Source organism: Oceaniradius stylonematis (genome assembly GCF_965223445.1).
Lineage (GTDB): Bacteria > Pseudomonadota > Alphaproteobacteria > Rhizobiales > Rhizobiaceae > Roseitalea > Roseitalea stylonematis.
In genome coordinates, this window is record NZ_OZ244994.1 from 3,527,176 (window position 1) to 3,540,062 (window position 12,887).

Sequence of the window (12,887 nt, forward strand, 5' to 3'; positions counted from 1 at the left end):
TCGCGTCATTGCCGGAGCCAGCGTCCGGCCTGATCTCTTGCGACGGGTTGAACCTGTCTTTCAACTCGTTGTCGGCCCGTCGCCCCGGCAGGACAAACCGACGCGTACAAGAATAAGCGCCAGATAAAGCGCATGGGCAGCGCCGATGTTTGCGGCAAGCAGGAGGACAACATCCAGAAGCTCGATCTGGATGCTCCAACTCGCGACGTAGACTGCTGCAAAGCCGGCCAGCTGGATCAGATTGAAAGCAAATGGAATCCCCGGTCGCTCGATCACGTTGAGGATAGGCGACAGCGGTATCGAGGCTGTCATGAATGCAATCGCGAACGCGAAGTATTGGGCCATGACGCCGGACGGCGCCCACTTCTCCCCGAAGAGGACCGTGAACAGGGTTGGCGCGATCGCGATTAGCACCAACGCCCCGGCGATCGATGCCGCGGTGAGCAGGCCCGCAGATATCAGGACAAACCTCAGCGCTCTTCGTCGGTCGTTGCGATAGTAGCCGCTGAAAGTGCCGGTGATGACATCGCCGAATGCCTTCTGGGTCAGTCCGATCGGGGCGAGCAGGACCAGATGCATCAGGGCAAAGTAGCCGACCTCGCGAAGTTCAAACAGGTTTGCAATCAGGAGCGAGGGAAGCGCGATGTTGAGGCTCACCATCAGCAATGTCGGCAAACGCACCGCGGCGAACGCACGGTAGGGTGACAGGACGCGCAGCCTCTTGGAGGTCGGTGAGGCGAAAAAGACAGCGGCCACTCCCCGAGAAAGCCGCGCGCGGTCCGGATATGCAAGGGTCACCATACCCACCAGTCGACTGAGCAGTTCGCCGAAGACCAGCCCGCTCACCCCGCCGCCGAGAAGGCCGAAGAGTATCTGCCCGGACGCACGTGACGCGCCAAGCGAAACGTTGGATGCGGCCAGCGTGCCGAATTGCTCGAAGCGCGTCCTCAGCAGTTGCAACTGCAGGCACAGCGACACGAGCACGATCTGGGCAGGAAACAGCGCGACGAGCCAGATCGGCAGTTGACCCAGCCCAAACACATCGAACCGTACGAGAGCAAACACTCCGACGGTGGCGACGGCGACGGTCAACAGATGGATCGAGTTGATTGCGAAGAGGATGCGCCGAGCGTGGCGCTGTGATCTTGCCGAGAGGATCGCGTCCATGAAGCCCAGGTGGCACAGGACGACCATGATGTTGGCTATATTCGTGAACAGGTTGAAGACGCCGAACGCCTCCTCGCTGAACAGCCGCGCCGTCAACGGAATGGACAGGACGACAAGGCCCTGCGCGACAACCGCCGATGCTCCCGTGATACCGATGCTTCTTATTATTGGGTTCGGCATTTGCTTCGCTTGCGTGATGTTCCCGTCGCCAGCGGAGCACTGAGCGCGTTGGAGGCCCCACCAGAGCCTGGCATGTTTGTATCAATTGGCATTCTTCGCCGTCAGCATGGTGAGGATGGACCGCTCTCGCGCCAGATAAAGGGTAGCGAAGTAGGCAAGGACGAAGACGATCGTCTTGACCGCTGCGTCGGTCAAAGAATCCGCGGTGGGAACCAGGTAGACCGCGCCGCAGATTGTAAGAGTGACGGTGGTGACTGCCAAGCTGGCCAGAAGCCCGCGATAGTCGATCTGCGTAAACCTGCGGGCAAGAGCCATCAGCAAAAGCATGTGCACATGGGCATAAAGGAATGTCGCAATCGGTACTCCGATCCATCCCATTTGCATCGCAAGAAAATAGGTCAGGATCAGCTGTACCGCCCCGGCGGCGATTGAGATGAACAGCAGCAATTGCGTCTTGCGTGCTGCCACGAAGAGTTTCGCCATGAAAAGGATGAGGGCCTGTGCCGGCAATGCGGCCGCATACACCTGCAGTACGGTCGTGGTGTTCTGAAGCGCCTGCGTCGTGAAAGAAGTCGACCCAAAGATCGTCAATATGATCAACTCGGCATTGACGACTATGAAGACCGCCGCCGGCGCGATCAACCCGACAACGGCGATGATGCCGATCTGCACAAGGCTCTCGCGACCCTCTTTCTGACCCTCGGACAGTTCGGAGATCAGTTTTGGAAAAAGCACGATCGCGATGGCGCCAATCAGTATTCCGATGGGCAGGCCGGCGATTCGGGTGCCATAGGTGAACGCCGAAATAAGCCCCGCTTCGAACTGCGAAAGGATGGCTCGCTGCACGATGCCGCTGAGTTGATCGACGACAATGAGCGCGGCGAGGAAACCAAAGGCCCGGACCATCGTGCGCTTTTCGTCGCCTCTCACTTCGGCCGAGCCCGAGTAGAAGAGGAGTGTGAAGGGCAGAAGAATGACGATCCAAAGCAGGTTTCCCGCCAGATACCCCAGAGAAATCGCGTAAATCCCGTATGCCGTGGCCATAGTGGCGATTGAGGCAATGATCGTCACATTGATCAGCGGCGGGATCAGCGCGGGCAAAAGAAATCTCCGCCGCGAGTGCAGAACGGACTGAAAAATGTTGCCGATTGCGGAGAAGACGATGATGGGCGACAGTATGCGAATGGCGGTCGCTGTCATGCCGACCGTGCTCGAATCAAAACCCGGGTAGAGTGCCCGCGCAATCGGGTCGGCAAACACGAAAATGAGCCCTGCGCTGGCCACCGCGGCAAGTGCGATGGCACTTGTGGACCAGCGCAAAATGCCGGCCCCTGCACCGATGTCGGCCGCCTCGATGCGCGCCTGGTACGACGGCATCAGCGCGCCTTGGATTGTGCCTCCGGAGAAGAAAAAAAAACCAATGAGACAACTGCGAAGGCGGCGAAGAAGGCATCAGTTTCTGCGGTAGCGCCAAAGGTTCGGCCTGTGACGACTTCCCGCACAAATCCGGTGGCGGTGGAGAGGACGGTGAGACCCGAAACGACGACGACCGACAAGCCGACGGTCGAAGTGGCACGGCTTTTCACCGAGGACCAAAGACTAGTGAACGTCACGATTTCTCCAGATCATATAGAGTTGGTTGCCCTTGCCGATCCACCCGCCCGCATGATCGACGAACTCGAGCAGCGTTCCCTTCGCGAATGCGACGACACGCGGGCTTGGCTCATGCGGTTCCTCGCGCGCGATTGATCCATTCGTCATTTCCGCTGTCAACCGACGCTGCCGCAATTTCTCCTTGGTCCACGCATACTTGTCGCGCAGCAGCTTGGCGAGGCTCTGGTAGTTGCCCCGATACCGGAAGACCGGTTCAAACCCGCAAAACGCCATTGCTCGGCGGAGGCTTTGTTCATCGAAGTATGACAGATGGAGACTGAAAACGCCGACCCAGCCCAGACCCATGATCTGAGACTGGAGGCCGGCTGTGTTGGGCACGCGAACTGCGAGCAAGCCGTCCGGCTTCAGGCAAAGCGATGCATCAGCAATATCACGCATGGGCGTGGTCGTGTGTTCAAGATAGTCGAACATGGTTACGACATCGAACTTTTCGCCGCGTTCGACAATGTCGGACAACTTTGCCCGGCTTACCCCCGGGCGGCCAGCAGCTTCAGCACGTGAAACAGCAGCCGATGAGAAGTCTATCCCTTGGGCCTTCCAGCCGCTTCGGCGCGCCACGGCGGGGAAAATGCCGGTCCCGGTTCCGACATCGAGCAGGGTCCGCCCCGGCGGAGACGCGCGCTCGATGAAGCGCAGATGATGGCGTTCGAACTCGGTCTCACGTATACGATCGCCATCCGACGAAGCGATGTTGTGACTGTAGCCGCGGCGATACCATCCGTCATACAGCTTCTCCAGCAGGGCGTCCGACGGTCGCGGGTTGAGGTATTTTAGGCCGCAGTTGCGGCATCGAACCACATGGTTTTCGAGCTCGATTAACGCGTCAGACTTGGATGGACGATTGCGGTTCAACTCTGCGGCAAGTGAGTCAGGGACAGAGCCCACGGGGACAGCCGACTGGGATGCGCAAACCGGGCATCCGTCCAGCTTCACCAACTCCTCTGAAACGCGCATTTGCCGCTCCTGGTCATGCACATCGGCTCCGAAAGGTGGCAGCGCTCAATAATAGGCGATCTTCTTCCATGCTTTCTCCACAAACGCTCGGCCACGGCAGATTGGGCTCGCTTGGTAGGCGCCAAAGATGTCACGATAGTCAGCAAAGACTTGATTGCCGGTCTGTGCATGAAGGCCCGTCAACTGCGTAACATGCAGCTTGTGATAGAACGGACTGGCAACCATGACTGTCGATCCGTAGAGGTCCGTCCGGGACCAGTATCCGAGGTCGTAGGCTGACAGAAGCGATCGTGCCCCCTTCTGCGCGTGGGCGACAACCGTGTCCGGGAACTGGTCAGCCGCAAAATGATTGGCATCGATTAGTGCCGCAACGGCATAAAGATGGCCGTCGAGAACCGCATGAAGCGTTGCCGCCGGGAACTCTTCGAACACCGTTGCGTCGCCCGGCCCGGTTCGCATTAGACCGCCTTCGCTCACCGGGACCGGGATAATCCGCGCTGACCGGATTGCTTGCGTGTGCAGGGCCTGATCGCCGAGCGCTCTTGCTGCTCTGAAAAGCAGGCTCGCCGCCTGACCCTGTGCGATCGCGGAGCAGTAGGGAACGGCCAGATCGGGTACGATTTCCGCACCGAAATCATACAGATAGAGCAAGCTGTCTTCAGGCCCGTCGACCCCGTTCGCGAGCAACCAGCGCGCGCAAGCGGCCATCTGGTTCAACGCAACGTCATCACCGGACCGTGCCCAGACACTGAATGCGCCCAACCCAAATTGAGAGACTGCGCAAGGGTTGTAGCGAGGCGGCGCGCCGTCCAGGTAGTCCAGCATCGGAACGCCGTCCGCGTCGAGGTGCAGCGCATACTCGGTCTTGGCTGTCAGGTCGATGAAATAGTCGGGATAAGAGGGGCCATTGCCGCGGTCATTCACAACCGGAACCCCCTTTGGCCATGGACGGCACGGCAGCCACCAGAACGCCAAGGACGAGCTGCGCCAATTCAGGTATCGGGCGAGGCGCCTACGAACTGATGCGATCATCGTTTCCGGTCAGCTCGAAATAGGCCACATGGAGGGCAAGGACGACAAGCACCGAATAGTGTGGAAGCTGGTACATGGCCGATGTCTGGGCGGCAAGGAACAGGCAGGCAACACTCGTCAGTGCTGGCATGGCGCCTCTCAGGCGAGCCCGATTGCGCATCTTGGTCAGGACGAGCAGATGTGCCGAATACAGAATGAGAAACCCGATCAGTCCGCCGCTCATCAGGTAGTAGGGCAACTGTAGGTGTAGATAGCCGCCGGTTTCATACTGCTCGAGTTGGGCCAGATCCTCGCCGTAGATCACCTCCCCGGGTATCATTTGCCCGAAACCGGCCCCAAACACCGGGCGCGCAAGGAACGCGCCGAACGCGTAAGCGGCTTCGCGGATGCGCGAATCGTCGCGGATGTCCTCGGAAATGAATCGGTTCAGCAGGAGTTCATATGTGTCGAAGTTGCGGAATCTGCCGCCTTCCTGACCGGGGGTTACCGCCGGCCTTGGCTGCCCGGACCGGCCGAACAGGCCGCGCTTGAGCGCCTGCGGCCCGGTTTCTCCTTCGTCGGCAGCGATCTCCCCATCCTGCAGGCCGATTGATGTCTGGCCCTTGTAGAGCGTCTGCCACAGCGCTGTCACGCGGTTGTCCAGCCTGACCACCTCGTAAGTGTTTGACGGAGTAGACATGAGGCCGACAGCAAGGCCGGCGAAGACGGCGAAGGTGGCGAGGTATGCCGTGCTGTTGCGAAGCCCATAGACGACGAAGAACATCACGGCCTGCAAAAGGATCAGCAGGAACCAAGCACGGTAGCCGGCCCAACTCAGGAGTAACCCCGCGATGAACAGCAAGGGAACCCAGAGGCGTGGCTTGAGATAGTTCACAAACATCGGAACGAAGCAAAGCGCAAACGGAACGACCGCATTGGGATCGAGCTGCGACAGTCGAAAGTTTGAAAGCGCCTCGACATCGTCCATAAGGACGGATTCATGCGTCATCATGTTCATGAAGACGACGACGACATGCAGTAGGAAAGCGGCGACCATGCAGTAAGTCAGGCACCGGACATCGTCCGATCGGCCGATACTGAGGAACGCCCCGATGCCGAATGCTATGAGCGGGCTCGTTCGGGCGACGGTGTTGTAAGGGTCGTATTCGAAGACGAAAAGCCCAACCGTCAGATAGACCAATCCCGTCAGGGCAATTGCCGCAAAGCAAAATTGGATCTTCGTAATTGCCGTTCTGCCCCGCAGCAGGTCGATTGCGCCTGCGACCGCGAACGCGACGCAGAGCGCAAGGAAAAAGCCGGTAGGCAGGGCAAAGTGCGGTACGTAATTGACCGCTGCCATGGCAATCAAAGCTGCCCCAAACAGCCAGATGCTAATCGGCGTTGGGTCGCCTTCTCGCCACGATGCTGCGGTTGCGGTCATATCGCCGGCTCATATGCCTCTGTTTGTATGGACTGCGCGCCCGGCGGAGCGGTCGGCGTCAGGTCGCGCTCCCGCCGGCAGACGGAGATCAAATCCGGATCGGCGCCATATCGCTCGAGCAGCGACACAACGGCGTCCAGTGTCCTGCGCTTGTTGGTCAACGCACCGAGCGTCAACATGCAGATGCGCAGGTCCATGCCAAGGCTCATATGGTCAATGTAGAAGAGGCCGAGGCGGCTCTTCCAAGGTCGAATCAGCTGATTATAGGCGAGGTCGGGATGATCGGCGCCTTTCAGGATTGCCGCTTCATCCGAAAAAACGATCGAAGCCAGGTCCGTGATACCGGGCCGGACGCTCAACAGGCGCATCTCTTCGGCGGTGTACAAGTCGACGCCCCAGGCGCGGGTATTTGGTCGCGGTCCGACCACCGACATATCGCCTTTGAGAATGTTCACGCACTGCAGAAACTCGTCGAACTTGGTCTTGCGGACCAGACGTCCAACCCGCGTCACCCTTGTGTCACCGTCGCCGGTCGAGTTCACTCCGCTCTTGTCGGCATCGATGCGCATGGAGCGGATCTTGTACATCGTGAAATCGCTATTGCCGCGGGCAACACGCTTTGCGGCATAGACCGGCGAGTGGCGATCCTGCAGCCAGACGGCGAACAACGCGGCCACGAGCAGCGGGCTGAGGACCACCAGGAAGGCAATGGCGAAGGCGAGATCGAAGAGCCGCTTCGCCATGGTTATCCCGATCCACCGATTCGAGCGCCGGCGGGCTGCTTTTCGTGGCCGAGCCCGCTCAATGCCGCGGCGACAACGGCGTCCGCGTCAAGTCCGTAAGCCGACCGGAGATAGTCCTGGTCGCCGACGACGGTCGGAAACACGTCATTGAGGCCGATGAACTTCAGGAAGCCGGGCATGACGCCGTGCTTCATGCAGACCTCTGCCACGATGCCGCCGAGACCGCCACAGACCGTGTGCTCCTCGACTGTCACGAGGCCACCGGTTTCCCGCGCTGCCGCCACAATGAGATTTTCATCGACGGGCTTGAGCGTATGAAGAGCCAGCACCCGCACGGAGTAGCCCGCTTCACGTAGCCGTTCACCGGCTGTCAGGGCTTCTGACAGGATTGCACCGGTTGCCACCAGCGTGACGTCGCGGCCGTCTGCGACGGTTCGCCCCTTGCCGAATATCACTTCCTCCCGTTTCTCGGGGAGGCCGGCCTTGCCCTTGTCCAGCCGCAGATATTTCGGGCCGGGGATGTCAGCCATCTGGACGGTAAGCTCTGCAGCTTCCCAGGGGTCCGTGGGGGCCACAACCTTGATGTTGGGGATGGCGCGCAGGATGGCGATGTCTTCGGTTGCGAAATGGGAGACGCCCAGCTGACCGTAGGAAAAACCACCGCCGACCGACACGACCGTCACGTCGGCGTCGTGGTAGCAGACGTCGTTACGAATGTGTTCCAGGCATCGCAGCGTTGTGAAATTCGCAATTGAATAGGTGTAGCACTTGAACCCTTCGAGAGCCATGCCGCAGGCAATCGCGGTCATGTTCTGCTCGGCGACACCTGCATTGATGAACTGGTTCGGAAAGGTTTCCCAGAAGTCGGTCAGGACGCCGAATCCGAGGTCCCCGGTGATCAGGACCCTGGCGGGATCGGCCGCGGCCAGCTTGGTCAGTTCAGAGATGAACGCGTCGCGCATGTCACTTGGCCGCCAGTTCGGTGAGTTCGGCGATGGCGCTGTCGAACTCGTCGCCCTGCGGCGTACGATAGTGCCACAGGACAGTGTTCTCCATGAATGACACGCCATTGCCCTTGGTTGTATGACAAATCACGACGGTCGGCTGGTTATCGGTCTTGTCAGCCTGTGCGAATGCTGCCTTCAACGACTCGTGATCATGGCCGTCTGCCTCCACCGTCGCCCATCCGAACGACCGCCATTTGTCGCCAAACGGCTCAAGGCCAAGGGTTTCGTCCACGGGAGCGAGGGACTGAATCTTGTTGTAGTCGATGATCGCCACGAGATTGTCGAGCCGGTGATGACCAGCAAAGAGAATGGCCTCCCAGTTCGAGCCTTCGTCGCATTCTCCATCGGAAAGCAGGACGAACACGCGGTGCGAGGCGCCTTTGACTTTGGCGGCCTTTGCGAGGCCGACGCCAACGCCCAGACCGTGGCCGAGCGATCCCGTGGAGAGTTCCACCCCCGGTACGCCCTTGTGTGAGACATGGCCCGAAAGAATTGAACCGTTCTGATAGTGCTGGCGAAGCATCTGGCGAGGCATGAAGCCCCGCTCGGCCAAGCTTGCATAGATTGCCGCTCCGGCATGACCCTTCGACAGGATCAGACGATCGCGGTCGGGATGACGGGGGTTTTCGGGATCGACATTGAGCACCTCGCCGTACAGAACGGCGCAGATGTCGGCAATCGACAGGCACGATCCGACGTGCGAACTCTTGCCCGCGCTCGTCATCTCGACAACATGGCGCCGGATGCGATGGGCCATGTCGACGGTGTCCTGGGGCAATCCGCGCTGCCAGTTGCTAGCTTCCAAGGGGCCTGGCCTTTTGCGTTTGATAATGGTCGGATGAAAAATCAGTCGAGAACCGCGAAGCCGATGTAGGGGTCAAAATCCAAGCGCTCAATTCTCAGGGGGCGTTTAGCGTGAGTCTCGATCATTGCCAAGGTTTCGCCGGGCCACATCGGATTGTCGAGTTCATCGAAAGCGACAATGGCGCCTTTTGGCATCCGCGGTAGGAAGTGCTCAAGCGCGACCTTGAGCGGTTCATAAAGATCGAAGTCCATGAAGAGGAGCGAAACCAGAACATGCGGATGCTCCTCGATGAAGTTCGGAATTGTCTTGGCCGCATCCCCCTTGATGAGCTTTACCTTGTCGACGTGTCCGATGAAGCGCGACGAATCATAGATGTCGACCAGTTGCAGCAGCTCATCGTGTACATCTGCGGCCAGATCCCCTTGCTTCACGTGCATGGAGGCTGCCGCCCGGTCCTCGTTGCTGAGGCCTGGGAAACCCTCGAACGTGTCGAAGCCGTAGATGCGTCTCATCAAGTTCACAGGCTCGAGGATTGCCGAGAACTTGGCCCAGCTCATCAGCCCGAAGCCGTGATTGACCCCGCACTCCACGATTGAGCCCTTCACGTTCTGCACACGCTTGAAGATTTCATAGAGCGCCAGAAATCGCGTCAGGTTCTGCCGCCGAACATACTTCGGGAAGTTCTCCATCTTGGTTTCCCAAGTGGAGGGATTGTTCTCGAAGATGCGCTGATTGCGCGCGCCTTCTTGCTGTTCGGCTGTTGTGCGGAAACCGCCAGAGACGGAAGCGGGCTGATCAGTCATGGCAAAGCCTGTCCTTTGATACCGGCTATCGGTGGAACTCGATCACCTTGTCGGCAACGTAATTGATCTCGTCATCGGTCAGCAGATGATGCAGCGGCAGCATCATGTACCGTTTGGACATCTGCTCGGCGTATGGCGCATCGGCGCGAAGCGCAAGATCGTCGAACTGATGAAGCATCCATCCGCCCCACTGGCAGATCGTGCCGACGCCATTTTGGGCGAGGAACTGGCGAAGATCGTCGCGGCGCTCGGCTTGAATCTCGTAGTTCTGGAAGATGTCGAAACGGACGTTGTCGGCATCTGGCGCCGGCGGAAGTGTCAGTTCCGCAACGTCCTTGAGACGCTCATTGTACAGCGAAGCAATCGCACGGCGCCTGCCGATCGCCCGGTCATAGCGGGCAAGCTTTCGGTCGAGGATGGCGGCCTGCACATTGTCGAGACGACCATTGTGGCCGAACATGGTGACTTTGCCGCCTTCGCCCCGACCATGGTCGCGTAACTGCCGGATGAAGGCCGCCGCCTCGTCATCGTCGGTCACGACCGCTCCGCCGTCACCGAAGCATCCAAGCGTCTTGGCCGGATAGAAGCTGTAGGAACCTACTTTGCCGAACAGTCCCGCTGGCGTTCCGTCGTAACGGGCTCCGAGCGCCTGGCAGCTGTCTTCCACCATCAACAGATCGTGCTCATCGGCGATGGCGGACAGCGCCGTCATGTCGCAGGTGCGGCCGTTGAGCTGCGTGGGCATGATTGCGGATGTCTGCGGCGTGATCATCCGTCGGACGCTGTCCGGATCGATCATGCTGTCCGGCAGGCAATCGGCGATAACCGGAACGGCGCCGACATGATGCACGGCCGCCGCCGTGGCTATGAAGGTGTGAGACGAGACGATCACTTCATCGCCGGACCCGATACCGCTCGCGCGCAAGGCCATGATCAGCGCGGCCGTACCGTCAGCAACACCGATCGCGTGTTTGCACCCCAGGTAGGCGGCAAGGTTGGCTTCGAAGTCCGCAAGCTCCTTCTGCATGATAAAGGCGCCGCGCTCCAATACTCCGCGTATCGTGTCGAGATACCCATCGCCGTCTTCGGCGTAGATTGCTGGGTAGTTGAAGAAGGGCACTTGCATGGTGCTATCGCTCACTCGGCTGGCATTTTCGTTGCGGCGATCTGCTCGACATGGTCGGCGTATCGTCCATAGATCGTTGGCGTGTCGAATTGTTCTTCAAAGATGTGGCGCACATTGGCGGCCATCCTCCTACGAAGTTCCGGCTCTTGGATTAATCTGACGATGGCGTCCTTGACGCCACTCGCATCGCCGCCGCGGCAGTTGATTCCAAGTTCATGTTCGCTGATCAGGTCGGCAAGATCGCCCGTCGCGCAATTCACGATCGGCAAGCCGCTCGAAAGGTATGAGAACGCCTTGTTGTTGAAGGCCGGGGAGGGGAAGTTCATCATCAGCAATCCGACATCCGCACCGCGCAACAACGTACGCATTTCGACTGAACTGAGCCAGCCGGTCATATGAACGTTGGGCAATGCGTCGGCCCGACGGTTGATCTCGTCGGCCCCTTCTCCTGTACCTCCGATTATGACGGCGAAGCGGTCCACGAGTGGATTGCCCTCGGCCGTCATCATATCAACGGCGTCGAGAACGAGGGATGGGTGCTGGGTTCGGTTGAACGTGCCGGTGAAAGCAAAAACGACCTTGCCCTTTGTGGCCTCCAGGGCTTTGGCGACAGCACTCGTCGGCGAGATAGGCTCTTCGGGCTCGACGCCGTAGTTCCGCGGTGACGTTGCCAGATAGAAGATGCGATCGCGTTTGGACTTCGTTCGCCCTGACTTGTCGAGCCCCCAGTTCATGAGCGAGTTCATCATGCTGACAAGGCCGGTTGCCGAGCTGAGCGCGTGGGCGACGCGTCGGCTCTCCCATGCCAGGGCCGTTCGCACGAGCGCCTTCTTGGCTACACCATCGACGTAGTCGACGAAAATATCGGGCCATTTGTCGCGAACGTCGGCCACTGCTGGCACGCCTTTGCGAACGCAGAAACCGAGCGCCGCGCTCGCCGTCAAGTGATCCGGAATGCTGACGACCATCGCGTCGGGGAGCGGAAGCCCTTCCGCCTTGCGCCGGAAGTCGCGACCACAGAGCCAGTGGTCAATGAACCTCCTGAGGCTGATGTTGGACCGGTAGCCGCACCCTTCCATGAACCTAACCTGGAGCCCGTTTGGCATCATGTGAACGCCATCGGCGGCGGCAAGGAACTCCTGCCGCTGCGTCTTGTTTATGTGGTCGAACGCCGACGTCCACATGGTGACCTCGTGCCCACGCTTCAGAAGCGTGTCGCACAAGAGCATGGAACGGGTGTTGTCGGCATCTGAAAGCCGCTGACCGATGACAGTTGTCCAGATGCGCATCATCCGTCTCGTTCAAGCGGTGCAGTAACAGCATAAAAGCCCAGGACCCGAAGGCCCAGCCGAGGCACTTTCCGGCCTCGACCGATGCAAGCGAACCCCGCATTCTTCGCCACCTTCTGCGAGGCCAGGTTCGTCGCCGCACACAGATACCACAGCGAGCGTTGCCCGTCGGCATAGAGGCGGGCGGCTTCCAGCAGCGCCCGGGTCGCCAGTCCATGGCCTCGCGCGACCGGGTTCGTCCATGTGGCTCCGATCTGCACGTCGTCTTTACCCATGAAAGGAAATCTCGGACTTGGAGGTACAACCATGGACGTGTGACACAGAGTGCCGTTGGCGTCCCGGATGGCGATCGCTCCGTAGTGCCGGTTTGGGAAAAGTGCAAGTGCGTTGATCGCAGAGTAGGCCAGGTAAACCGCGTCCTTCGATCCGCTCGGGCGAGGCTCTGTCAATGACGGCGACCAGTGCTCAACCTTGTGCTCGGGCGATCGCTTTGCGATCCGGGACAGGGCCTCGGATCCGCCTGAATTCCATACTGAAGCAAGGCGATAGAACAGGATCGGTTCTTGCGATGGCTCTGCTTTAGGCATCTTCACTCGCTGAACCAGACCGTGGGTTGCCGATTGGTGATGGGGACACCCGTTTCGGAGGAATATGCTTTGCCCCGTCGCAGCGCCGCGCAGGTCCGGC

Annotated in this window: 13 protein-coding genes; all 13 read right to left on the reverse strand. The window is 59.7% G+C overall.

All coding sequences use genetic code 11. The annotated features are described in order from the left end of the window. Positions 1-60 precede the first annotated feature (60 nt). The gene (locus ACOQOU_RS17415; protein WP_306024850.1) at positions 61-1,347 is read right to left on the reverse strand and encodes a lipopolysaccharide biosynthesis protein; all 1,287 of its coding nucleotides are present in this window, start codon (positions 1,345-1,347) and stop codon (positions 61-63) included. Positions 1,348-1,428: 81 nt separating this feature from the next. After that, positions 1,429-2,724: a murein biosynthesis integral membrane protein MurJ gene (gene murJ / locus ACOQOU_RS17420; RefSeq protein ID WP_306024851.1), complete on the reverse strand. Its 1,296-nt coding sequence runs from the start codon at positions 2,722-2,724 to the stop codon at positions 1,429-1,431. After that, entirely contained in the window at positions 2,724-2,960 is a 237-nt protein-coding gene (locus tag ACOQOU_RS17425; RefSeq protein WP_306024852.1) for a hypothetical protein, read from the reverse strand. The genes murJ and ACOQOU_RS17425 overlap by 1 nt, the downstream gene beginning before the upstream one ends. Continuing rightward, positions 2,947-3,975, reverse strand: a complete 1,029-nt coding sequence (locus ACOQOU_RS17430; protein ID WP_306024853.1) for a class I SAM-dependent methyltransferase — start codon at positions 3,973-3,975, stop codon at positions 2,947-2,949. Before ACOQOU_RS17430 ends, ACOQOU_RS17425 begins: the two co-directional genes overlap by 14 nt. A gap of 45 nt (positions 3,976-4,020) precedes the next feature. Then, on the reverse strand, positions 4,021-4,899 hold the full coding sequence (locus tag ACOQOU_RS17435; protein ID WP_306024854.1) for a D-glucuronyl C5-epimerase family protein: 879 nt from the start codon (positions 4,897-4,899) through the stop codon (positions 4,021-4,023). A gap of 88 nt (positions 4,900-4,987) precedes the next feature. Then, the gene (locus tag ACOQOU_RS17440; protein WP_306024855.1) at positions 4,988-6,427 is read right to left on the reverse strand and encodes an O-antigen ligase family protein; all 1,440 of its coding nucleotides are present in this window, start codon (positions 6,425-6,427) and stop codon (positions 4,988-4,990) included. Further along, on the reverse strand, positions 6,424-7,170 hold the full coding sequence (locus ACOQOU_RS17445) for a sugar transferase (protein ID WP_306024856.1): 747 nt from the start codon (positions 7,168-7,170) through the stop codon (positions 6,424-6,426). Before ACOQOU_RS17445 ends, ACOQOU_RS17440 begins: the two co-directional genes overlap by 4 nt. Positions 7,171-7,172: 2 nt before the next feature. Next, positions 7,173-8,132 (reverse strand): transketolase family protein, encoded by a 960-nt coding sequence (locus ACOQOU_RS17450; protein ID WP_306024857.1) that lies wholly within the window; start codon positions 8,130-8,132, stop codon positions 7,173-7,175. A gap of 1 nt (position 8,133) precedes the next feature. Continuing rightward, positions 8,134-8,934: a transketolase gene (locus tag ACOQOU_RS17455; protein ID WP_306024858.1), complete on the reverse strand. Its 801-nt coding sequence runs from the start codon at positions 8,932-8,934 to the stop codon at positions 8,134-8,136. Between the two features lie 89 nt (positions 8,935-9,023). Continuing rightward, on the reverse strand, positions 9,024-9,785 hold the full coding sequence (locus ACOQOU_RS17460; protein WP_420578753.1) for a class I SAM-dependent methyltransferase: 762 nt from the start codon (positions 9,783-9,785) through the stop codon (positions 9,024-9,026). 25 nt (positions 9,786-9,810) lie between these two features. Continuing rightward, positions 9,811-10,926, reverse strand: coding sequence for a DegT/DnrJ/EryC1/StrS family aminotransferase (locus ACOQOU_RS17465; RefSeq protein WP_420578754.1), 1,116 nt, complete (start codon positions 10,924-10,926; stop codon positions 9,811-9,813). Then, complete coding sequence (locus tag ACOQOU_RS17470) at positions 10,923-12,203, reverse strand: glycosyltransferase family 4 protein (RefSeq protein ID WP_420578755.1); 1,281 nt, start codon at positions 12,201-12,203, stop codon at positions 10,923-10,925. The genes ACOQOU_RS17465 and ACOQOU_RS17470 overlap by 4 nt, the downstream gene beginning before the upstream one ends. After that, positions 12,200-12,787, reverse strand: coding sequence for a GNAT family N-acetyltransferase (locus tag ACOQOU_RS17475; RefSeq protein ID WP_346433261.1), 588 nt, complete (start codon positions 12,785-12,787; stop codon positions 12,200-12,202). The genes ACOQOU_RS17470 and ACOQOU_RS17475 overlap by 4 nt, the downstream gene beginning before the upstream one ends. Positions 12,788-12,887: the final 100 nt, after the last annotated feature.